Below are 21,275 nucleotides of genomic sequence, written 5' to 3' on the forward strand. Positions count from 1 at the left end.
CCACTTCTTGAAGCGGGGCGAACGCATGCGAGGCTCCGTCGGGATGGCGATACGGTTTGGACCGTAGCGCAGCTCGACAGTTCAATCCTCATCCACAGCCAAGGGTGACAGCGCCTTTTTTTTGGCGTCGACAATGCATCCGGCGCTCAATGCGCCATCGCGACCCGGCAGCGGCCGGCCGGCTCGGTGCAGACCTGGTTGCGCCCGCCCTGCTTGGCTTCGTAGAGCATCGCATCCGCACGCAGGAACAGTTCGTTCTCGCTCTTGTGCTCCGGATAGGCCGCGACACCGCCGCTGAAGGAAAAATGGCGCAGGTCGCCACGTGCGACCTCGAAGGGAATCGCGCGGAAGGCCTGGCGCATCGCGTCCAGCCTCGCATGGCCCTGCTCGAGCGTGCAATCCCAGAACACGACCACGAATTCCTCGCCGCCGAAACGGCTGAGCAGGTCCCATTCGCCCAGCTGCGGCGCCAGCGTGAGCGACAGGCGCTTGATGACGATGTCGCCGAAGTAATGCCCCCAGGTGTCGTTGATGGTCTTGAACTTGTCGATGTCGATGATGCCGAAGGCCAGCGGACGCCCTTCCAGCGCGGCGCGCCGGATCAGGTCCTGGGCCTTGCGCTGCAGCCCGACCTTGTTCAGCAGGCCGGTCGCGCGGTCCTTCCCGATCAGGTCCTTGTTGATGCGGATCTTGTTGGCGCGGTTGACCAGCTGGGCCTCGAGCAGCCCCGGCTCGGCGACCGCCAGCACGGTATCGAACCCGTCCGCCAGCGCGCGCCGGGTCAGCGCGGTATCCGGATGGCGCTGCAGCAGCGTGATCTCGCGCACCGGGTCGGCTTCGATGTTCTTTTGCAGCACCCGGACGATCGCATCGGTCCGCGCGTATTCGGTGTCGGTGACCAGCACCAGGTCGGGCCGCAGCTCCTTGACCCGCATATGCAGGGTCTGGGCGTCGGCATGGCGCACCACCTCGAGGCGCTCCTGCAGCAGCGCCGCGTCGTCCAGCCCGTCCACCTCGCCCAGCACGACCATGCGCACCAGGTCGCCCCGCTTTTTCTGCACGAACAGGTTGAACAGCTTGTCGACGAAGACATCGTTGGCGATCGGCTTTTCGGCATACGCCAGGCAATGGCTGTCGACCAGGCGCTGCTGCAGCAGGAAACGGCCACCCTGGCGCGCGCTCTGCAGGTAGACGTAGCTGTGGTCGCCGGGCAGGCGCTGCAGCAGTTCGCCCAGCATCAGGGTGCGGCGCCCGTCCTGCATGTCGGCCTGCATATTGTGCAGGGTATCGAGGTCGATCACATACAGGCCGTCGCCCTCGTCGTTGGCGACGGCCATGACGAATTCGCACACCTCGGTGAAGAAAACGATGTCGAAATCATACTTGTGCGCATGCAGCAGCAGTTCAGCCTGGTTATCCTTGATGAAAAAACTTTGGGATAACATCAGTACATGGTTCTTGTAGAGCGGTGCATCACTCATCATGTCTCATCAGCTTTCAGGACCAGCGTTCTTGATTGACGATAATGCAATAATGCACCATCGCGTGCGTCTCGGGAACTGCTAGCGCGTCAAATCCGCAAAACAATGCAAGGCTGCGCTGCGTTAGCAACGGCGCGGACCCGGCTGGCCGTATAATCGTGGATCGTTTCCGACGCCACCCCAAGGGTGGCGTCTTCACTTCCAGAAGGTTCCGCCATGCATTCCCTCCCGCCCTGCCCCCAATGCCAGTCCACCCTCACCTATGAAGACGGCAGCGGCCAGTATGCCTGCCCAGAATGCGGGCACGAGTGGCCAGTAGCAGCGGTCGCTTCCGGGACCGAGGCGGTGCGGGTCTACCGCGATGCGTCGGGCAATATCTTGCAGGATGGCGATACCGTTACCGTCATCAAGGACCTCAAGCCCAAGGGCTCGGGCGGCGTGATCAAGCAGGGCACCAAGGTCAAGAATATCCGCCTGGTCGACAGCGACCATGACATCGACTGCAAGATCGAAGGCTTCGGCGCCATGAGCCTCAAGACGGAGTTTGTCAGGAAGGTCTGATCCAACTCAATACTGTTTCCGGGACTTGGCAAGTGCTGTAGCCCACCAAGAACCCCGGCTTCGTCGTCGACTCTAACCGAAATGCGTTGCGCGTTCATGACGCCATCCGGCATACGGAAGGACAGCGATGAAAACATTACCTATCCTGGCAGCAGTCGGTGCAGTGGCGCTGGCGGCCATTGCAGCCACCGCATTCGCCCTGGCTCCCCCGGCGCCGGGCACGCCCCAGGCAGCCGCGCCCGCCTTCGATCCGCTGCTTGCCGCCGGCGCCGTCTGCAGCCCGCCCCGTGCCGGCCGGCCGCCGCTGCTCGACCGCCTGGTGCTGGCGCAAGCTGAAACCGCCCCGTTCAAGCCGGGCCAGCAGTTGCCCGCCGCGGCCGCCAGCGCCACCCCGCCGCTGTACGCCAACCTGGGCGAGCTCCACGTGCCGGTCACTACCGCCAACCGGCGCGCCCAGGCATATTTTGACCAGGGCATGCGCCTGACCTTCTCCTTCAACCATGCCGAGGCCGCACGCGCCTTCCGCGCCGCGCAAGGGCTCGACCCGCACTGCGCCATGTGCCATTGGGGCGAAGCGCTGGTGCTGGGGCCGAACATCAACGCGCCGATGTTTCCCGAGGCCGCGGCGCCGGCAGCGGCGGCCGCAGCGAAGGCGGTGGCGCTGGCCGGCAAGGCAAGTCCGCCGGAACAGGCGCTCATCCGCGCCGTCGCGCGCCGCTACCAGGCCACTCCGCCGGCCGACCGCGCCCCGCTCGACCGCGCCTATGCCGACGCCATGATGGACGCCGCCCGCGCCTTCCCCAACAACGACACCATCCAGGTGCTGTACGCGGAATCGCTCATGGACCTGTCGCCCTGGGACTACTGGCAGGCAGGCGGCGCCGAGCCCAAGAACCGCACGGCCGACATGCTCGCCGCGCTCGAGCGGGTGCTGGAGCGCAATCCCAGCCATCCGGGCGCGGCCCACTACTACATCCATGCGGTGGAAGCGTCCACCCATCCGGAACGGGCGCTGCCCTCGGCCAGGCTGCTGGCGCGCCAGATCCCGGGCGCCGGCCACATCGTCCACATGCCCTCGCATATCTACTACCGGCTCGGCATGTACCGCGAGGCGCTGCAATCGAACCGCGACGCCATCGCCATCGACGAGCAATACTTTGGCGGCTCGCCCAGCGATCCGGTCTACAAGGGCGCCTACTACCCGCACAACATCCACTTCGTCATGGTGTCGGCCCTGATGGGGGGCGACGGCCGCACCGCGCTCGAGGCAGCAGGCAAGCTCGACCAATCAGTCCCGGCCGAGCTGCTCAAGGGTTTCCCCAGCCTGCAGCCGGTCAAGGCGGCGCCCTATTTCTCGCACGTTCAGTTCAGCTCACCAGACGTGCTGCTGCAGCTGCCCGACCCCGGCCCCGATTTCGTGCTGGTCAAGGCCATGTGGCATTACGCCCGCGCCGTCGGCCATGCGCGCAAGGGCATGCTGGCGGAAGCCGGACAAGAGGTCGCGGCACTCGACCGCATCGAGCGCACCGCCGATTTCAAGCCCATCGCCGACGCCGGCATCCCGGCGCGCGAGATCGTGCAGACCGCGCGCGCCGTGGCGCGCGGGCGCCTGGCCGATGCCCGCAACAAGCTGCCGGACGCCATCGCCGCTTACCGCGAAGCCATCGCCGTACAAGACAAGCTGCCCTACATGGAACCGCCCTACTGGTATTACCCGGTGCGCCAGTCGCTGGGCGCGGCGCTGCTGCGCACCGGCCAGCTCGATGCGGCCGAACAGGTCTTCCGCGATTCGCTCGCCCGCACGCCAAGCAATGGCTGGGCGCTGCGCGGCCTGATCGAGGTCTACCAGAAACGCGGCGATGCGCCCGCACTGGCGGCGGCGCAGAAGCGCTTCGAGACCACCTGGCTGGGAGAACGGGGCGGGCCTGCGCTGGCGCGGCTGTAGCGCCTTGTTACAGTCCGGCGCTTTGCAGGCGCCGGCACCGCTGCTATAGTGAAGCTTCCCCAGGCAGGTGCGTCGCCGCATTTGCCAGGCTTTGAAAACGCTGACCCAAGGTCGGCGTTTTTGCATTGGGGCCGGGTTTATCTCGTGTCAATCCAACTTGCCAACATGCTGACTTCGCACCCCAAGCCGCGCGTCCCCAAGACCGGCGCACTGTCGCTCCTGCTCTTGCTTGCCGCGGCATGGCCCGGCATGGCGGCCGCCGTGCCCTCGCCAGCCTACGGGGCGGAGCAGTTGAGCGCCCTGGTCAATGCCTATCGCGCCGCACCGGGCAGCTGCCACGGCCGCGCCGCCGCGCCAGCCGGCGCCCTCGCGCCCCACCCGGCGCTGGCCCGCGTGCGCATCGGTCCGGCCACCTTCATCGAAACGGCGCTCGAGCGCGCCGGCTATGCGGCCGACCTGGCCGCGACGGTCAGCGTCAATGGCCCGCAAACGGCGATAGATGCCATCAAGGTGCTGCAGGAAAAACATTGCGACACCCTGCTCGACAGCCGGTTTTCGGCGGTCGGCAGCTACCGCAGCGGCGACGAATGGACGGTGCTGCTGGCCCGCCCGGCCCCAGCGCTGCCGTCCGATACCTTCCCGGACTGGAACGAAGCCGGCCAGGTCATCCTGGCCGGCGTGAACGCGGCGCGTGCCAGCGCGCGCAGCTGCGGGTCCCAGCAGTTCGCGCCGGCGCCGCCGGTGAGCTGGAACCCGCGGCTGGGCGAGGCGGCGCTGGCCCACAGCCGCGACATGGCCGCGCGCCGCTACTTCAGCCACAAGGCCAAGGATGGCAGCCAGCCCGCCGACCGGGCGGCGCGGGCCGGCTACGCCTGGCTCAGGGTGGGAGAAAACATTGCTTTCGGCCAGAGCTCGCCCGACGAAGCCGTCGCCGGCTGGCTCGACAGTCCGGGCCACTGCGCCAACATCATGAACCCCGGCTTTACCGAGATGGGCGCCGCCTATGGTGTGGCCGCAGAGAAACGCAGCGGGATCGTCTACTGGACCCAGGTGTTCGGCCGGCCCCGCTGAAGGATGAAACGGGCAGGCGCGCGTCCCGCCCCTGACCCGCAACAGCAGGCCGTGCATGCGGCCTGGCAACGCCGGTTCGGCTAGACTGGAGCGCCCAGCTCCCGTTCTCAGGCAACCATGCAACCCAAGCTCGGCCTCGTCTGCATCACCGTCTCGAAAGACGTCCGCTACCGCACCGTGACGCGCAAGCGGCTGCTGGAACACAGCCTGGACGCCCAGCGCAAGCTGCTGGAGGACCTGTACCGCGACAATATCCAGACCTTCGACAATGCCATGCGCTACTGCGAGGCCGAAGGCATCAGCCTGTACCGCATCCCGTCCTCGATCTTCCCGTTCGCCGATGAAGACATCGGGCGTGAGGTACTGGCGCCGTTTGCCACGACGCTGGCCCGTTCCGGCCGGCGCGCCACCGAGCGCGGCATCCGGCTGGTGATGCACCCCGACCAGTTCGTGGTGCTCAGTTCGGATTCGGAAGGGGTGGTGGCCAACAGCATCAAGATCCTGCAGATGCACGCCGACATCATGGACCTGCTGGAGCAGCCGCGCTCTTCGTGGGCCCTGCTGGAAGTCCACGGCGGCAAGGGCGACCGCGCCGACGCGCTGGTGGAACGCATCGCCACCCTGCCCGACGCCATCCGCTGCCGCCTGGGGCTGGAGAACGACGAATATGCCTATGGGGCCGAAGAAATCCACGCGATCTGCATGCGCGCCGGCGTACCCATGGTGTTCGACGCCCACCACCACATCGTGCACGACAAGCTGTCGAGCTACGAGGACCCGAGCGTCAGCGCCATGCTGCTCAAAGCGCGCGACACCTGGGCCGACCCGGCGCACCAGCTGGTCCACATCTCGAACGGCCGCGAAGGCTTCAACGACCGCCAGCATTCCGACCTGATCGGTACGATGCCGTCCAGCTACCTGTCCGCGCCGTACATCGAGATCGAAGCCAAGCACAAGGAAGAAGCGATCCGCGGCCTGCGCGCGTGGTCGCTGTCGGGGCCAGCCTGCTAAAGCCAGGGTGTTCGACTCCGCCGAACGCGCGTCCAGCCAGCCCCGCTATCCTCAGGTATTGCGCGACTGCGCCTGCGACACATTGCTGCCCGGCGGGACGCTCTGGGTGAGCCACACATTGCCGCCGATGGTGGAGCCGGCGCCCACGGTGATCCGGCCCAGCACCGTGGCGCCGGCGTAGATGACCACGTCGTCCTCGACGATCGGGTGGCGCGGCGCGCCTTTCACCAGCGCGCCGCTGGGGTCCACCGGGAAGCGCTTGGCGCCCAGGGTGACAGCCTGGTACAGCCGCACGCGCTCGCCGATGATGGCGGTTTCGCCGATGACCACGCCGGTGCCGTGGTCGATGAAGAAGCTGCCACCGATATGCGCGGCCGGGTGGATGTCGATGCCGGTGAGCGAATGCGCGATGTCGGCGGCCAGGCGCGCCAGGAAGGGCACGCCGAGGCGGTGCAGGCTGTGCGCCAGGCGGTGGTAGAGGATGGCGATGGTGCCGGGATAGCACAGCATGATCTCGGCCACCGAACTGGCGGCCGGGTCGCCGGCCATGGCGGCCTGCACGTCCGACACCAGCAAGCCGCGGATCGCCGGCAGGCTGGCCGCGAACTCGCGCGTGATGGCCTGGGCGGTCTCGGCCAGGGTGGCGTCGTCGGCTTCTTCCAGCAGCGGCGTGAAGCGCAAGGCCCGCTTCACCTGCCCCACCAGCCGGTCGAGGGTGACGTTGAGGGTGTCGCCGACAAAATAGTCGATGCTGTCGTCGTTCAGGTCGGGCCGCCCGTAATGCGTGGGGAACAGCGCCGCCGAGACGCCATTGATCACCTGGGTGAGCACCTCGCGCGACGGCAGCTCGCGCACGCGTCCCTGGTGGCGGATGTTGTGGGTCGACTCGCGCGAAGTGCGCAGCGCGTCGATGACGGGGCCCAGGTGCCATTGCACGGAGCCGGATGAGGTCGGGAAGTCGCTGTTCATGGGCCGAGCCTACCTGATTCGCCCGGGCGAGAGAACGATTCAGATCACACTTAGATATAAGTAAATCGTCGTAAAGCCTATCGCCATCGGTTTGATCGAGCAAGTAACACCTAGTCCGTTTTGCTTCACGTCAAATGTTAGCAGCAACGCCGACCGGGAAACTCGCCACGCACCTGGCCTGGCACGCATCCTGAATCCGGCCATTGCCGCCCCGGCGGTTCTGGCGCACCATAGCGTTAACCTTCCTTTCTGCCGAGCCCCGATGAACCTGCCTTCCCACCAGCTGTCGATGACCGTCCTGATGACCCCGGACACGGCCAACTTTTCCGGTAACGTGCACGGCGGCACCATCCTCAAGCTGCTCGACCAGGTCGCCTACGCCTGCGCCAGCCGCTACGCCGGCCGCTATGTGGTGACCATGAGCGTCGACCAGGTCACCTTCCGCCAGCCGATCCACGTCGGCGAACTGGTGACGTTCCTGGCGTCGGTCAACTACGCCGGCCGCAGCTCGATGGAAATCGGCATCAAGGTGGTAGCCGAGGACATCCGCACCCAGTCGGTGCGCCATGTGAACAGCTGCTTCTTCACGATGGTGGCGATCGACGACGAGCGCAAACCAGTCGCGGTGCCGGCCCTGCAGCCCGCCACCCCGGAAGAAGAACGCCGCTTCGAGCAAGCCAAGGGCCGCAAGGCCGCCCGGCTCGACCTCGAACGCCGTCACGCCGAACGCGCCGCTTCCCGTACCTAGCAAGCCGTGCGGCGGAGCCCGGCCGGGACGGTTACCATGCATGCTCGACCATTCCCCGGAACGCGCATGAAAACCGCCCTGCTTGCATCCTTGATCCTGCTGTCTGCACTCGACGCCCGCGCCGCCGACCCGGCGCCGGCCGGCACGAAACCGCTCGCCACCATCCCTTCGCTCGACGTCAAGCGCTACATGGGCACCTGGTACGAGATCGCGAAATTCCCGAATTCCTTCCAGAAGAAATGCTCCGGTTTCACCACCGCCACCTACAGCGCGCGCAGCGACGGCCGGGTGGACGTGGTCAACCGCTGCCGCCAGTCGGACGGCAGCACCGAGACCGCCAACGCCGTGGCGCGCCAGTTGGGCGGTGCCACGTCGCCCAAGCTGGAGGTGCGCTTCGCGCCAGCCATCCTGTCCTTCCTGCCAATCGTCTGGGGCGACTACTGGGTGATCGACCTCGACCCGGAATACCAGCTGGCCGCCGTCAGCGAACCAAAACGCGAGTACTTGTGGATCCTGTCGCGCACGCCCAAGGTCGATCCTGCCGTCTATGACGCGCTGCTGGGCCGGCTGCGGGCCCAGGGCCTGGACCTGAACCGGCTGGTGCCGACCAGGCAGGGCGAATAACCTCGACCGGGCGATTTCGCCGCAGCGCTACCGCCGCGCCAGCGGGTGTGCTAGAATGCGAGCCCTTGGCCTGGTAGCTCAGTTGGTAGAGCAGAGGATTGAAAATCCTTGTGTCGGTGGTTCGATTCCGCCCCGGGCCACCAAGAACATCGTTCACGCAACGCCCACTCATGCAGGTGGGCGTTGTTGTTTCCGGGGATGCGAAGTCCTCGTATCCGGTCCATTTCCGGACCGTCATCCCCCGCAAGAATTCATAACGAACGCAGTCCTTGTGCCCGCTGCGGTAGGCTTGCAGCATACGCACGCCCGTGCGATGGGGAGGATCGATCATGCATTACATTCGTTGCGGCGCCGGCAAGCCTTTGCTGCTGGTTCATGGCCTGGGCGGCCATTGGCAAAGCTGGAACCCAATCCTGGCCGATCTCGCGACGAGGCGCGAAGTCATCGCGGTGGACCTGCCCGGCTTTGGCCAGACGCCGAGGCTGGCCGGCGAAACCTCGATCCGCACCCTCGCGAATGAGACCGCGGCCTTCCTGCATGCCCATGGCTTGAGCGGCATCGATGCAGTGGGCAGTTCGATGGGTGCGCGGCTGGTGCTGGAGCTGGCGCGGCGCGGCGGGATCGTCGGCGGCGTGGTAGCGCTCAATCCAGGGGGTTTCTGGCAGGGCTGGGAGCGTCACGCGTTCTTCAGCTCGATCTACCTGTCGATCCGGCTGCTGCGGCTGCTGCGCCCGGTATTGCCGGCGGTCTGCGCCAACCCGCTTGGTCGCGCTTTGCTGCTGGCACAATTTTCCGCCCGGCCGACCAGGCTGGCGCCCGCCACCGTGAGCGATGAATTATGCAGCTATGTGGCCTCGCCGGCGTTCGATGAACTGCTGGCCCAGCTTGCCTACGGCGAGGAGCAACAAGGGGCGCCGCGCAACAGCATCGTGCATCCGCTCGTCATCGGCTGGGGACGGCGTGACCGGGTCTGCTTTCCGCGCCAGGCCAGGCGCGCGCTGGCCTTGTTCCCGGATGCCCAGCTGCACTGGTTCGATCGCTGTGGCCATTTTCCGCACTGGGATGCGCCGGCGGAGACCGCACGGCTGATTCTGAGCACACTTGCCGGTGGGCGCGCGAATGCTGCAGTCGGGCTCGCACACGAGGGCCATGCAGACCGTCCTGACCACTCCTCACGCCTGCAGCTGCCACAATTCACCGGCTGAGGGTCACAGCCTGATACATCAATGCCTCAGGCAGGCGCGGCGACGAACAGATTAACGTGGGAAGATGTGGTCTTTCGGCCCACCACGCATTCAAGCAAAGGGAATCAATGAACGCTCACACTGAAACCGCCATCCTGGCCGGCGGCTGCTTCTGGGGCATGGAACAATTGCTGCGGCGCATACCCGGCGTGCTTTCAACGCGCGTCGGCTACACCGGCGGCGATGTGCCCAACGCCACCTACCGCAACCATGGCACCCACGCGGAAGCGCTCGAACTGGTGTTCGATCCGGGCCAGGTCAGCTATCGCCAGATCCTCGAATTTTTCTTCCAGATCCACGATCCGAGCACGGCGAACCGCCAGGGCAACGATCGGGGGACGAGCTATCGCTCCGGTATCTATTATCTCGACGAAGCACAAAAGCGGATGGCCGAGCAGACCATCGCCGACGTCGACGCGTCCGGCCTCTGGCCCGGCAAGGCCGTCACCGAGATCGTCGCGGCGGGACCTTTCTGGGAGGCCGAGCCGGAACACCAGGATTATCTGGAACGCCATCCGAACGGGTATACCTGCCATTTCATCCGGCCGGGCTGGAAGCTGCCCGTGCGCCAGGGAGCGGCGTCGGCAGAGGATTGAAAATCCTTGTGTCGGTGGTTCGATTCCGCCCCGGGCCACCAAAGAACATCTTTGACGCACAACGCCAACCCATGCAGGTTGGCGTTCTTGTTTCGGCAGCATCCGATCGGCTGCCTGCAGCCACGTCACCTCGTTCTTTCTTTCCTGAATTCACGTCAATCAATTTACTCGCAGTGCTCGTGGGGCGGTACCGACCAGTGAATGTGTGCACCGCCGATTACAGTCAGGCCAGCGTCGCCCTGCGCCAGAAAGTTGGCCAGGCACGGTGCGGGCATACTCGCGCCCGTCGGACTCAGGTTCATGCTCTCAAGCAAATGTGCTATAAAGTACAGCACTATGGAACCTATCATCGGCGACCCGATTGCCAGTTTTACCGACTTGTTGCTTGACACGGTCTGCATGGTCGATGTGAGCGGACGATTCGTGTTTGTCAGCGCCGCCTGTGAAAACCTGTTCGGCTTTACCCAGCAGGAAATGATCGGCAAGCTCATGATTGACCTGGTCGCGCCAGTCGATCGCGAGCGCACGCTCGCTGCAGCGCGCAACATCATGAACGGCCTGTCGCATATCAATTTCGAAAACCGCTACGTGCGAAAGGACGGCGGCATCGTCCACATCATGTGGTCGGCGCGCTGGTCCGAGACCCACCAGCTGCGCGTGGCAGTCGCCCGCGATGTGACGGCGCTGAAACAGGCCCAGGCGATGCAGGCGGCGCTTTACGCCATCTCCGAAGCCGCCCATGCCAGCGAGGACCTGGTCGACCTGTTCGAGCGCAGCCACGCCATTATCGGTGAACTGCTGCCGGCGGCGTGTTTCGGCGTCGCCCTGTTCGACGCCAGTGGCCAGCAGCTGGACTTTGCCTACCTTGTGGAGCGGGACGTTCCGTCCAACGCTGCGATCATGCGGCTGCTGTGCGACGAAGTGTTACTGCGTCGTGCGGCGCTGCTGCTGGAGCCTGGCACTGCCGAAGTGCTTTCAGCGCCATTGCGGGCGGCGGCAAACGACATGGCCGGCAGCGCGCTGGCGGTCCCCCTCGCCACTCCCCAAGGCATCGTCGGCGTCATTGCACTGCGCACCGGCGCCGCGGGCACCCACTATACGGCCGCTGACCGCGACCTGCTGCTGTTCGTGGCGGACCAGCTCGCGGCCACGATCGAACGCAAGCAGTTGCATGCGCAAATGCGCTTCATGGCCATGCATGACGAACTGACCCGCCTGCCCAACCGGCGCCTGTTCGATGACCGGCTCGACACCGCCCTGGCGCGCGCCCATCGCCAGCACGAAGGGCTGTCCCTGCTGTTCATCGACCTGGACCGGTTCAAACACGTCAACGACCAGTACGGCCACGCCTGTGGCGACATACTGCTGCAGCAGGTCGCGCGCCGCATCGCGTCCTGCCTGCGCGACACCGACACGTTGGCGCGCATGGGTGGCGACGAGTTCGTCGTCCTGCTGGAAAATATCAGCCCGCCGTCGGATGCGGCGCTCGTCATGGAAAAGATCCACCAGGCGCTGGCGGCGCCGGTCGAGCTGGGCGAAGGCCGTCAGTTGCAGATCTCCGTCAGCGTCGGCATGGCGCACTACCCGGAGCATGGCGACAGCCGGCAGCAGCTTGTCTCGCATGCGGACAAGGCGATGTATGCCGCCAAAACCATTGGTGCGTTGGGCGAGCCGGCGGCTTGAACATCCTTGTTGCGGTGTGTCCGGAGCTCGCCGTTCTCGTGCCCGCTCCATGTGCGGCACGCGGCACGCGCGGCGCCGAATTGCTGCGGCGTATGCCCGGCGTGCTGTCGACGCGCGTCGGCTACTCTGGCGGCGACGTGCCCAACGCCACCTACCGCAACCATGGCACCCACGCCGAAGCGCTCGAACTGGTGTTCGATCCGAGTCGGATCAGCTATCGCCAGATCCTCGAATTCTTCTTCCAGATCCACGATCCGACCACGGCTGACCGTCAGGGCAATGATCGTGGGACGAGCTATCGCTCCGCCATCTACTACCTCGACGACGCACAAAAGCGCATGGCCGAGCAGACCATCGCCGACGTCGATGCGTCCGGCCTCTGGCCTGGCAAGGCCGTCACCGAGATCGCCGTCGCAGGGCCGTTCTGGGAGGCCGAGCCAGAACACCAGGACTATCTGGAACGCAATCTGAACGGCTATACCTGTCGCTTCATCCGCCCGGGCTGGAAGCTGCCCGCCCACCAGGGATCGGCCTAAGCCCGACCGGGCGGGGGGCTCGTGCCCCTGTCCCGAATTGCATCAAGATGGGGCTGGCGCGCCCCTGTTGAATACCTGGCTGAAAGACGGCATCAACCGCTGCGACCAGGCCAGCCCGGATTTCAGCCTGGCCGCCTTGCGCGCCCCCAATCCAGGCGCCAACTGCCGCGATACCTACGACTGGTAGTACGACATGGGCGGTCCGGCCTCGGGCCTGAACGGCCGGCCCTGATCCGGCGCGGCCGGCCTAGATCGTGCCTTCCCTGCCGCCGGTCTTGCCGGGAATGACGACGCTGTCGAGGTCGTTATTCTCGTGCTCGAACAAGGCAGGCGAGGTCTGGAAGGCGAGCTTCTTGCGCTGGCATCCCCTCTGCTTGCACTGCTCGCCGTTCCTCAACTCCATATAGGCGGGGCAATTCTTGAAATCATGATCAACGCAGGGCATGGTGCCTCCCGAGATGTCGATAGCTTACGAGCCTGTTTCAATTCTCAGATTACACCACGCGCCCTGGGTTTGCCGGAAATAGTGCAGCCAGGGGCGAGGCGCAGCGTCGTGTCGCGGGCGCCGTCGCGCTACCATGGAGGGACGGGCGTCCCCTTCCAACAGGAGTTGCTGCATGCCGGCTGCGCGCATCCTTACCTTGACCCTGCTGGCCCTGCTCGCATTCGCCGGCAACTCCCTGTTGTGCCGGGCGGCGCTGTCCCGCACGCACATCGATGCCGCCAGTTTCACCACGCTGCGCCTGCTCTCCGGCGCGCTCGTGCTGTGGCTTCTGGTGAGGCTGCGCGCGGGCAAAAGCGTGGGCAAGGGCAGCTGGCTGTCCGCACTGGCCCTGTTCGGCTACGCCGCCGCTTTCTCGTTTTCCTACCTTCAGCTTCCCGCTGCGGCGGGCGCGCTGATCCTGTTCGGCGCGGTCCAGACCGCGATGATCGGCTACGGCCTCTGGTCGGGCGAGCGCCTGCGGGTCGCCCAGCTGTCGGGCCTCCTGCTGGCCTGCGCCGGCCTGCTCGGTCTGCTGTTGCCTGGCCTGTCCGCGCCCCCACTGGCGAGCGCCTTGCTGATGCTGGGGGCCGGGATGGCCTGGGGCGTGTACTCGGTGCGCGGCCGGGGCGCCGGTGACGCCCTCAAGGTCACTGCAGGCAATTTCCTGCGCGCCGTGCCAATGGCGCTGGTGCTCAGCGTGCTGCTTTGGCGCGGCGCCTCGTTCGACCCGGCCGGGAGCGGCTACGCCGTCCTGTCCGGCGCGCTCACCTCCGGCGTCGGTTATGCCATCTGGTACACCGCCCTGCCCTTCCTGAAGTCGACCACGGCGGCGACCGTGCAGCTGAGCGTTCCGGTGATCGCGGCGCTGGGCGGCGTCGCCTTGCTGGGCGAGCCCGTCACCCTGCGCCTGGTCCTGGCGTCGATCGCCATCCTTGGCGGCATCGCCCTGGTGGTCCTGGCCGGCAAGCCTGGCCCGGGGCCCGGTCGGCGTTGAGCTTGCGTCGTCAAGCATCCCTCCTATCATGAAGCTAGGCTGCGAAAACCAACCGTCTGGGAGATCTGCGATGAATACGCTAGCGAATGGACAGTTCAAGGACCTGCAGGAGCGCGTGCGAGGGGAAGTGCTGCAAGCCGGCGCTGCCGGGTATGACGAGGCGCGGGCGGTCTGGAATGCGATGATCGACCGCCGCCCTGCCCTCATCGTGCGCTGCGCCGGCACGGCGGACGTACGCGCCGCGCTCGGCTACGCGCGCGACCATCAGCTGCCCCTTGCGGTGCGCGGCGGCGGCCACAATATCGCCGGCAGCGCCCTGTGCGACGATGGCCTGGTGATCGATTTGTCCGGCATGAAGTCGGTCCAGGTCGATTCGCGGCAGCGCCGCGCCTGGGTCGAAGGCGGGGCGACGCTGCGCGACTTCGACCACGAAGCCCAGTCCTGGGGGCTGGCAACGCCGCTGGGCATCAATTCCACCACCGGCGTGGCCGGGCTGGCGCTGGGCGGGGGGTTCGGCTGGCTCAGCCGCACGCTGGGCCTGGCGGCGGACAATCTGCTGTCGGCCGACATCGTCACGGCCGACGCCCAGCGCCTGCACGTGAGCGCCGCCGACCAGCCCGACCTGTTCTGGGCCATCCGCGGCGGCGGCGGCAATTTTGGCGTGATCACGCGCTTCGAATTCCAGCTGCACCCGGTCGGCCCCGAGATCACGGCCGGGCTGCTCGTGTTCCCGTCCAGCCAGGCCAAATCGGTCCTGATGCAATACCGCGACGCGGTCCAGTCCATGCCCGCCGACCTGACGGTCTGGGCGGTGCTGCGCAAGGCGCCGCCGCTGCCCTTCCTGGCGCCCGAGGTGCATGGCCAGGACGTGCTGATCCTGCCGGTGTTCTCGCCGTCGCCGGGCGCGGCCACGGACGCCGCCATCGAACGCATCGGCCAGTTCGGCCAGCTGCTGGGCATGCACGTCGGCCCCACGCCTTACACGGCCTGGCAGCAGGCCTTCGATCCGCTGCTCACGCCGGGTGCGCGCAACTACTGGAAATCCCATAATTTCTCCCAGCTGGGCGACCAGGCCATCGACGTCGTGCTGGACTATGCCAGCAGGCTGCCCACGACGCAGTGCGAGATCTTCCTTGGCCTGTTGGGCGCACAGGCGAGCGTGCCGGCGCCGGACGCCACCGCCTATCCGCACCGCGACGCGCTGTATGTGATGAACGTGCACACACGCTGGGACGATCCTGCCGACGACGAACGCTGCATTGCGTGGGCGCGCGATTTCTTCCGCGCCGCCGCGCCCTATGCCAGCGGGGGTGTGTACGTGAATTTCATGCCCCAGGACGAGGCCGAGCGCACGCCGGACGCCTACGGCGCCAATTACCAGCGCCTGGCGCAGATCAAGAGGAAATTTGACCCGGACAACCTGTTCCGCACCAACCAGAACATTCGTCCGGAAGCTGCTTAATTGCCGCCCTGGGCCTGCGCCATTTCCAGCGCAGGCAGGGTCACCGTCAGGAAGGGCGACACCTGCCAGACCAGGCCGGCGGCGTGCAGGCGCACCGCCTGCTGGATGAGGAGCGGGCGCTGGGCGAGCGCGTCTTCCGGCACCAGATCCACCGCGCCACGGCCAGCCAGGCGAACTTCAGCACCAGTCCGGCACCGGTCGTATAATCTCATTCCCCGAAAAATACGCCTTGTATGAAGATCCTCGAGTACGTCGACTTTACACCGCCACGCAACAAAAGCCAGTACGCCAGGGTACGCGAAGCGATCGAGCGCGACGACTTCCGCGCGGCCGACGTCAAGAAATTATCCAATCTTACGCAGGGGAAATTTTACCGCGCAAAGCTTGACTACGCCGACCGCCTGCTGTTCTCGATCGTACGCTTCAATGGAGAGGCGTATGCGCTCATGCTGGAGGTGATCGAGCAGCACGCCTATGACAAGTCACGTTTCCTGCGGGGCGCCAGCATCGACGATGCAAGAATCCCCGAAGCCGATCCGGCCGAAGCAATCCAGGACGCCGAGCCGGTGGGCTACCTGAACCCGAACCGGCCCCAGGTGCACTGGCTCGACAAGGTCATCTCCTTCGATGACGCGCAGCAGGAGATCTACCTGCAACCCACGCCACTGATCATCGTCGGCAGCGCGGGCAGCGGCAAGACCGCGCTGACGCTCGAGAAAATGAAACAGGCGCAAGGCGACATCCTGTACGTGACGCTGTCGGCCTACCTGGCCCAGTCGGCGCGCGACCTGTATTACGCGCACGGCTTCGATCGCGAAGGACAGGAAACGAGCTTCCTGTCCTTCCGCGAGTTCCTCGAGTCGATACGCGTACCGCATGGCCGCGAGGCAACCTGGCGCGACTTCTCCGCCTGGTTTTCCCGCATGCGGCAGCAATTCAAGGGCGTCGACGCCCACCAGGCATTCGAGGAAATCCGCGGGGTGATCACCGCCGACGCCGCCGGCGTACTGACCCGCGAGCAATACGCGGCACTCGGCGCACGACAATCGATCTTCCCGCCCGTTGAGCGCGCTGCCTTGTACGAGCTGTTCGAAAAATACCGGACCTGGCTGCAGGAAGCAGGGCTATTCGACCTGAACCTGGTGGCGCACGGCTGGCAGCGGCAGGTGCAGCCGCGTTACGATTTCGTGGTGATCGACGAGGTCCAGGATCTGACCCCGGTGCAACTGGCGCTGGTGCTGCGCATGCTGAGGAAGCCGGGGCAGTTTCTGCTGTGCGGCGACTCGAACCAGATCGTCCATCCGAATTTCTTTTCCTGGAGCAAAGTTAAAACCCTGTTCTGGCACGACCCTGAACTGGCCGAACGCCAGCTGCTGCACATCCTGCAGGCCAATTTCAGGAACGGCAAGGAAGTCACACGAATCGCCAACACACTGCTGAAGGTCAAGCACCGGCGCTTCGGCTCGATTGATCGCGAGAGCAATTTCCTGGTCAATGCCGTCAACCAGGATGCCGGCGCCGTCAGCCTGCTGGCGGACAGCGAAGCCGTGCGGCGCGAGCTGAACGCGCAGACGCGCCGCTCGACCCGCTTCGCGGTCCTGGTGCTGCGCGATGACGACAAGGCCGAGGCGAGGAAACACTTCGACACGCCGCTGATCTTTTCGGTGCATGAAGCCAAGGGTCTCGAGTACGACAGCATCGTGCTGTACCGTTTCGTTTCCGGCAATCGCGCCCAGTTCGCCGCGATCGCGGACGGTGTCGACGCGTCCGACCTCGCCGGCGACGCCCTGCAATACGCACGCGCCAGGGACAAGAACGACAAGTCGCTCGAAATCTACAAGTTCTATGTCAACGCGCTGTACGTGGCATTGACGCGGGCCATCCGCAGCGTCTACCTGGTGGAATCGGACAGCGGCCACCCACTGCTGCGCCTGCTCGACATCGCTCAGCTGGGCGCCGCGGCAAACGTGACGGCGCAGGCGTCGAGCCTGGAAGACTGGCAAAAGGAAGCGCGCAAGCTGGCCCTGCAGGGCAAACAGGAACAGGCCGATGCGATCGAGCGCATGATCCTCAAGACCACGCCCGTTCCCTGGCCCGTAGTGGACGAGCCCAGGCTGCGCGAGACACTGGCCAAGGTGTTCCGCGAGCAGGCGCCGGGAAGCAAGGCCAAGAACCAGCTCTACGATTACGCGACCTGCTTCAACGAACCGATCCTCGCCTACTTCCTCGCGATGGATGCCGGCTTCGACCAGGCACGCGGCTTCCCGGCGCACGAGGTCGTGTTCGGCCGCCGTCATTACCTGTCCTATTTCGCGCGCAACTTCAAGGACATCTTGAAACTGTGCGACAAGCATGGCGTGGAGCACCGCACGCCGATGAACCAGACACCCCTGATGGCCGCCGCGGCAGCCGGCAATCTCCCCCTGGTCGAGGCCTTGCTCGAACGCGGCGCCGATACATCCGCCGTCGACCACCTGGGCCGCAACGCGCTGCACTGGGCGCTGGCGACCGCGCTGCGCGACGACGTATATGCCAAGGGGCCATTCGGCGCGGTCTACCAGCTGGTGGCGCCGGCCTGTATCGACCTCATGGCCGGCGAGCGACTGGTGCGCATCGATGCACGCCAGTCCGAATACCTGATGCTGCAGACCATGTGGGTCCTGTTCAAATCATGTTTCGGCAGCGCCAACTCGAGCGATCGCGGCGGTTTCGACGCCGCCACCCTGCTGGGCGCGTATGCCAGAATTCCAGCCTCGGTCATGGCACCGGAACGCGCGAAACGGGCCTTCATTTCGGGCGTACTGGCGCGCAACGAGGTAGACCGCGATTACGCCTACAACCGCTGCCTGTTCCAACGCGTGAAGACGGGCCTGTACCAGCTCAATCCGGCACTGTCGCTGCGCCGGCGCGGACCCGGCGGCGACGATGAATGGGTGCCGGTGTACTCGGTCCTCAACCTTGCGCTCGTCAAGGAACTTGCCGATCCCTATCATGACCAGCATATCGATGGCCTGCTCGCGCTGGCCGGACTGCCACCCACGGGCGAGCCGAGCATCCGGCGCAGCGGGCGGCGCTGAGCCCGTCCTGGCCCGGTCAGCCGGGAATGTGGAAACTAGAACCAGAAGGCATCGTCGTAGCGCTGCGCCGGGGCTCGCCAGGCCTTCAGCCATGCCTTGAGCAGCCCTGCGTCCTGGAATGCCTCCAGCTCGGCTGCGGCAGCCTTGATCTTGCCCCGCATCTCGGCGATATCGACGTGCAGGCGGCGCGACAGTGCCTGCGGCGTAGGACGTGCCGGCAGCATGCCGCCTGATTGCATGAATGCCGCATCCTCAAAGATCGCGATCTGCTGCTCCAGTTCGCGCAACTGGCCCTCCAGGACCTTGCTGTACTGGCTCACCCGCTCTTGACTCAGGCCGTTCAAATCGCTTTGGTCGATCTGCCGGATCTCGAGCTGCATTTCCAGCAGGGCCAGCAGGTCATCTGCCTTGTAGGCTACCGTCACCCTCTGCATTAACGCGGTCTTGCGCGCGCGTTCGGCGGCGTCGGGCTCGCGGTCCGGATGCAGTGCGCTGGCGAGCTTGCGGAAGATATCGCGCACGGCGTTCCTCAGCTTGGCCGCCTCGGCCGCCTGGCGCTGCGAGCGTGCCAGCGCAGCCGCCGCCTTGCGGCGCGTGCCGCGTCCGGCCGAAGGTTGTTCACCGGTATTTTCATCGTCATCGTCGCCGGCTTCGCTGCCGGGCCCAGCGAAGATGCCTTCCGCTGAGCCCATGCCGCGAAACTCCTCGGCATCCACACCGAACACATTCGCCATCATGTCCATGAATTCCGCACCTTCGAACGGCGGATCGCCATCGTCGCCGCCATGAACCCGGAAGATCGCCTTGAGTTCAGGATCGTCACGGCCATCGGCCAATTCGCTTGCAATCGAACAGATCAATTTGGACAGTTTGGCCCGCTCACGCTTGGCCTTGATCTCATCACGGTACATCCGGTCCAGCAACAACACCATGTCGCGCCGACGCGTCGCATAGGCCTGTACGAGCGGCTGGAGTTCGCGTTCGGCCAGGCTCATGATGGATGGCATCGATTCCTGCCAGGCAGCCAGCCGCAAGCGTGCGCTTTCGATCCGCGTGACCAGGGTGTTGAATTGCTTGCGGACACGCGAGCCTGCATTCCTGGTGGAGGACACGGCGATACAAATGGAAGTTGGAGCGCTCAACATCATCGGAAAGTGGAAAGAACCAGGCGAGTTGGGGGCGGAACGTCCAGACACAGGCCAGGATTGTCCGCAGTAACGGTGACGAATTATAGCGATACGGACTTTCCGCTGCGCCTAGTTGCCGCCCTGGGCCTGCGCCATTTCCAGCGCAGGCAGGGTCACCGTCAGGAAGGACGACACCTGCCCGACCAGGTCGGCGGCCTGCTGGCGCACCTGCCCCATCTGCAGGATCGACAGCTCGGCCTGGCGCACCGCCTGCTGGATCAGGGTGCGGCGCTGCGTGAGCGCGTCTTCCAGCACCGCATCGACCGCGCCGCCGGCCAGTTTCGCCACCACCGCCAGCGCCGCCCCGTGCAGGGCCAGGTTGTTGGCGGACGCTTCCAGGTTGCTGCTGGCGACTTCGCTGTCGGCGATGAGCTGCAGCAGTTGCTCGCGTGAAGACAGCAAGGCAGGCTTGTACTGCGCCGGCGTCATCGGGCGGCGGAACAGCTTGCCGAACACGCTGGGCGTGGCGCGGGTGCTTTCCAGCGCCGCTTCCAGCTGCGCCGGAACGGCCAGCTGCGCGAATTTCAGCACCAGCTCGGTGATGGGCTGGAGCAGCGCGGCCTGCTCCATCAGCGGCCCTTCGGCCCACTCCGTGACCAGCTTCATGCGCACCGGCAGCAGGCGCCGGAACAGTGCGGCCATGCGCTGTTCCGCGTGCTCGACCAGTTTCGGATGATCAGCCCGGGCCAGCGCCAGCGCGTCGCGCACCGCCGGATGGTCTTCGCTGTCGAACAGCACTCGGGCCGCGGGCTTCGGCGGGTCCACCGGCACGGGCAGCGCGGGAAGGTCGTCGAAGGACAGCGCCGTGGGCGTGCTGGTGGCGGCAGGTGGCGCCGGCTCCTCGCCAAAATCGAAGGCGCGCGGCGCGGCTGCGGGCTTGGCCGGCGCGGCGGGGGGCTCGGGCTCCGCGCCGAAATCGAAGGCCTTGGGCGTCTGGTGGGTCATCGGCGAGGTGGCGCCTGTGGGCAGGCGCGCGCGGCCGTCCTCAGACGGTGCCGCCGAGCTTGCGGATGAAGGTCGCCAGGTTCAGCTTGAAGCCGGCGCCGACGGCCTGGAAGCGCCACTCGCCATCCTTGCGGTACAGCGAGCCGAACTGCAGCGCGGTCTTGTCCGAATAGTCTTCGTCGAGGTCGTATTCGGCGATCACGTCGCCGGTCTCGTCGTTGTACACCTTGACGTAGGCATCGGTCACGCGGCCGAAGGTCTGCTTGCGCACTTCGGCGTCGTGGATGGTGACCACGATCGGCAGTTCCATCACGGCCGGGTCGACCCGGGCCAGGTCGACGGTAATCACTTCGTCGTCGCCATCCTTGTCGCCGGTGCGGTTGTCGCCCGAGTGCACCACGGCGCCGTCCGGCGAAGTGGTCTGGTTGTAGTAGACGAAGTGGGCGTTGCTGATCATGACCGGGTGGTCGCTCTCGTCTTTCCTGCACAGGAAGACCGACGAGTCGAGGTCGAAGGCCTGGCCTTCGGCCGCGTTGACCTTCCAGCCGAGGCCGATGCGCACCCGCTTCAGGCCCGGGGCGGACTTTTCCAGGTTGATGCGATGGCCGGTTGAGAGCGTCGTCGACATGGGATTCCTTTATCGTAAAAATGGGTGGT

The 21,275-nt window shown here is 65.8% G+C and carries 20 protein-coding genes and 2 tRNA genes; 15 read left to right on the forward strand and 7 right to left on the reverse strand.

Annotated elements, in window-relative coordinates; genetic code table 11:
- Positions 1–146: 146 nt before the first annotated feature.
- Entirely contained in the window at positions 147–1,445 is a 1,299-nt protein-coding gene (locus BM031_RS20930; RefSeq protein WP_229409088.1) for a GGDEF domain-containing protein, read from the reverse strand.
- Between the two features lie 252 nt (positions 1,446–1,697).
- On the opposite strand from BM031_RS20930, the gene BM031_RS20935 reads away from it, so the two are divergent.
- The 4 genes from BM031_RS20935 to uvsE all read left to right on the forward strand — a co-directional run bounded on the left by BM031_RS20935 (position 1,698) and on the right by uvsE (position 6,069).
- Entirely contained in the window at positions 1,698–2,042 is a 345-nt protein-coding gene (locus BM031_RS20935; protein WP_091876499.1) for a zinc ribbon domain-containing protein YjdM, read from the forward strand.
- 127 nt (positions 2,043–2,169) lie between these two features.
- Positions 2,170–3,987, forward strand: coding sequence for a tetratricopeptide repeat protein (locus BM031_RS20940; protein WP_177207845.1), 1,818 nt, complete (start codon positions 2,170–2,172; stop codon positions 3,985–3,987).
- A 144-nt stretch (positions 3,988–4,131) separates the two neighbouring features.
- Positions 4,132–5,058, forward strand: coding sequence for a CAP domain-containing protein (locus BM031_RS20945; protein ID WP_229409091.1), 927 nt, complete (start codon positions 4,132–4,134; stop codon positions 5,056–5,058).
- Positions 5,059–5,175: 117 nt separating this feature from the next.
- Positions 5,176–6,069, forward strand: coding sequence for a UV DNA damage repair endonuclease UvsE (gene uvsE, locus BM031_RS20950; RefSeq protein WP_091876501.1), 894 nt, complete (start codon positions 5,176–5,178; stop codon positions 6,067–6,069).
- 51 nt (positions 6,070–6,120) lie between these two features.
- Here the strand turns inward: uvsE and epsC are convergent, their stop codons facing one another.
- A complete protein-coding gene (gene epsC, locus BM031_RS20955) occupies positions 6,121–7,038 on the reverse strand; it encodes a serine O-acetyltransferase EpsC (protein ID WP_091876502.1) in 918 nt (305 codons plus the stop codon).
- A gap of 262 nt (positions 7,039–7,300) precedes the next feature.
- Here epsC and BM031_RS20960 point away from each other — a divergent pair, with 262 nt between their 5' ends.
- The 8 genes from BM031_RS20960 (at position 7,301) to msrA (BM031_RS20990) (ending at position 12,469) form a co-directional block, all read left to right on the forward strand.
- Positions 7,301–7,786, forward strand: a complete 486-nt coding sequence (locus BM031_RS20960; protein WP_091876503.1) for an acyl-CoA thioesterase — start codon at positions 7,301–7,303, stop codon at positions 7,784–7,786.
- A gap of 66 nt (positions 7,787–7,852) precedes the next feature.
- Positions 7,853–8,410 carry a lipocalin family protein gene (locus BM031_RS20965; RefSeq protein ID WP_091876504.1) on the forward strand — a complete coding sequence of 186 codons (558 nt, stop codon included), beginning with the start codon at positions 7,853–7,855 and terminating at the stop codon, positions 8,408–8,410.
- 67 nt (positions 8,411–8,477) lie between these two features.
- Positions 8,478–8,553, forward strand: a tRNA-Phe gene (locus tag BM031_RS20970).
- Positions 8,554–8,739: 186 nt separating this feature from the next.
- Positions 8,740–9,615: an alpha/beta fold hydrolase gene (locus tag BM031_RS20975; protein ID WP_091876505.1), complete on the forward strand. Its 876-nt coding sequence runs from the start codon at positions 8,740–8,742 to the stop codon at positions 9,613–9,615.
- 107 nt (positions 9,616–9,722) lie between these two features.
- Positions 9,723–10,250: a peptide-methionine (S)-S-oxide reductase MsrA gene (msrA, locus tag BM031_RS20980; protein ID WP_091876506.1), complete on the forward strand. Its 528-nt coding sequence runs from the start codon at positions 9,723–9,725 to the stop codon at positions 10,248–10,250.
- Positions 10,202–10,291 (forward strand) — tRNA-Phe (locus tag BM031_RS25655). Before msrA (BM031_RS20980) ends, BM031_RS25655 begins: the two co-directional genes overlap by 49 nt.
- Positions 10,292–10,586: 295 nt before the next feature.
- A complete protein-coding gene (locus BM031_RS20985; protein ID WP_229409094.1) occupies positions 10,587–11,933 on the forward strand; it encodes a sensor domain-containing protein in 1,347 nt (448 codons plus the stop codon).
- Positions 11,934–11,971: 38 nt separating this feature from the next.
- Positions 11,972–12,469, forward strand: a complete 498-nt coding sequence (msrA, locus tag BM031_RS20990; protein WP_229409109.1) for a peptide-methionine (S)-S-oxide reductase MsrA — start codon at positions 11,972–11,974, stop codon at positions 12,467–12,469.
- A 247-nt stretch (positions 12,470–12,716) separates the two neighbouring features.
- Here the strand turns inward: msrA (BM031_RS20990) and BM031_RS25660 are convergent, their stop codons facing one another.
- Positions 12,717–12,914 carry a hypothetical protein gene (locus BM031_RS25660; RefSeq protein WP_177207846.1) on the reverse strand — a complete coding sequence of 66 codons (198 nt, stop codon included), beginning with the start codon at positions 12,912–12,914 and terminating at the stop codon, positions 12,717–12,719.
- 172 nt (positions 12,915–13,086) lie between these two features.
- Between BM031_RS25660 and BM031_RS20995 the strand changes: the two genes are divergently transcribed.
- Together BM031_RS20995 and BM031_RS21000 are read left to right on the forward strand one after the other, a co-directional pair.
- Positions 13,087–13,947, forward strand: coding sequence for a DMT family transporter (locus tag BM031_RS20995; RefSeq protein WP_091876508.1), 861 nt, complete (start codon positions 13,087–13,089; stop codon positions 13,945–13,947).
- 70 nt (positions 13,948–14,017) lie between these two features.
- Complete coding sequence (locus tag BM031_RS21000) at positions 14,018–15,409, forward strand: FAD-binding oxidoreductase (RefSeq protein WP_091876509.1); 1,392 nt, start codon at positions 14,018–14,020, stop codon at positions 15,407–15,409.
- Here the strand turns inward: BM031_RS21000 and BM031_RS25665 are convergent.
- Positions 15,406–15,552, reverse strand: coding sequence for a hypothetical protein (locus tag BM031_RS25665; RefSeq protein WP_177207847.1), 147 nt, complete (start codon positions 15,550–15,552; stop codon positions 15,406–15,408). The genes BM031_RS21000 and BM031_RS25665 overlap by 4 nt on opposite strands.
- Before the next feature lie 90 nt (positions 15,553–15,642).
- On the opposite strand from BM031_RS25665, the gene BM031_RS21005 reads away from it, so the two are divergent.
- Positions 15,643–18,486: a UvrD-helicase domain-containing protein gene (locus BM031_RS21005; RefSeq protein ID WP_091876510.1), complete on the forward strand. Its 2,844-nt coding sequence runs from the start codon at positions 15,643–15,645 to the stop codon at positions 18,484–18,486.
- 35 nt (positions 18,487–18,521) lie between these two features.
- On the opposite strand, the gene BM031_RS21010 is transcribed toward BM031_RS21005, so the two are convergent.
- The 3 genes from BM031_RS21010 to BM031_RS21025 all read right to left on the reverse strand — a co-directional run bounded on the left by BM031_RS21010 (position 18,522) and on the right by BM031_RS21025 (position 21,246).
- The gene (locus BM031_RS21010; protein ID WP_143084667.1) at positions 18,522–19,598 is read right to left on the reverse strand and encodes a J domain-containing protein; all 1,077 of its coding nucleotides are present in this window, start codon (positions 19,596–19,598) and stop codon (positions 18,522–18,524) included.
- A 144-nt stretch (positions 19,599–19,742) separates the two neighbouring features.
- Positions 19,743–20,618 (reverse strand): hypothetical protein, encoded by an 876-nt coding sequence (locus tag BM031_RS21020; RefSeq protein ID WP_091876513.1) that lies wholly within the window; start codon positions 20,616–20,618, stop codon positions 19,743–19,745.
- A gap of 40 nt (positions 20,619–20,658) precedes the next feature.
- On the reverse strand, positions 20,659–21,246 hold the full coding sequence (locus BM031_RS21025) for a TerD family protein (protein WP_091876514.1): 588 nt from the start codon (positions 21,244–21,246) through the stop codon (positions 20,659–20,661).
- Between the last annotated feature and the right edge of the window lie 29 nt (positions 21,247–21,275).

The organism is Massilia yuzhufengensis (genome assembly GCF_900112225.1).
Lineage (GTDB): Bacteria > Pseudomonadota > Gammaproteobacteria > Burkholderiales > Burkholderiaceae_D > Telluria > Telluria yuzhufengensis.

Bases quoted from the DNA above. Each gene is read 5' to 3' on its own strand.
- BM031_RS20930 (WP_229409088.1), bottom strand. From the start codon at position 1,445: ATGTTATCCCAAAGTTTTTTCATCAAGGATAACCAGGCTGAACTGCTG.
- BM031_RS20935 (WP_091876499.1), top strand. From the start codon at position 1,698: ATGCATTCCCTCCCGCCCTGCCCCCAATGCCAGTCCACCCTCACCTAT.
- BM031_RS20940 (WP_177207845.1), top strand. From the start codon at position 2,170: ATGAAAACATTACCTATCCTGGCAGCAGTCGGTGCAGTGGCGCTGGCG.
- uvsE (WP_091876501.1), top strand. From the start codon at position 5,176: ATGCAACCCAAGCTCGGCCTCGTCTGCATCACCGTCTCGAAAGACGTC.
- epsC (WP_091876502.1), bottom strand. From the start codon at position 7,038: ATGAACAGCGACTTCCCGACCTCATCCGGCTCCGTGCAATGGCACCTG.
- BM031_RS20960 (WP_091876503.1), top strand. From the start codon at position 7,301: ATGAACCTGCCTTCCCACCAGCTGTCGATGACCGTCCTGATGACCCCG.
- BM031_RS20965 (WP_091876504.1), top strand. From the start codon at position 7,853: ATGAAAACCGCCCTGCTTGCATCCTTGATCCTGCTGTCTGCACTCGAC.
- BM031_RS20975 (WP_091876505.1), top strand. From the start codon at position 8,740: ATGCATTACATTCGTTGCGGCGCCGGCAAGCCTTTGCTGCTGGTTCAT.
- msrA (WP_091876506.1), top strand. From the start codon at position 9,723: ATGAACGCTCACACTGAAACCGCCATCCTGGCCGGCGGCTGCTTCTGG.
- BM031_RS20985 (WP_229409094.1), top strand. From the start codon at position 10,587: ATGGAACCTATCATCGGCGACCCGATTGCCAGTTTTACCGACTTGTTG.
- BM031_RS25660 (WP_177207846.1), bottom strand. From the start codon at position 12,914: ATGCCCTGCGTTGATCATGATTTCAAGAATTGCCCCGCCTATATGGAG.
- BM031_RS20995 (WP_091876508.1), top strand. From the start codon at position 13,087: ATGCCGGCTGCGCGCATCCTTACCTTGACCCTGCTGGCCCTGCTCGCA.
- BM031_RS21000 (WP_091876509.1), top strand. From the start codon at position 14,018: ATGAATACGCTAGCGAATGGACAGTTCAAGGACCTGCAGGAGCGCGTG.
- BM031_RS21005 (WP_091876510.1), top strand. From the start codon at position 15,643: ATGAAGATCCTCGAGTACGTCGACTTTACACCGCCACGCAACAAAAGC.
- BM031_RS21020 (WP_091876513.1), bottom strand. From the start codon at position 20,618: ATGACCCACCAGACGCCCAAGGCCTTCGATTTCGGCGCGGAGCCCGAG.
- BM031_RS21025 (WP_091876514.1), bottom strand. From the start codon at position 21,246: ATGTCGACGACGCTCTCAACCGGCCATCGCATCAACCTGGAAAAGTCC.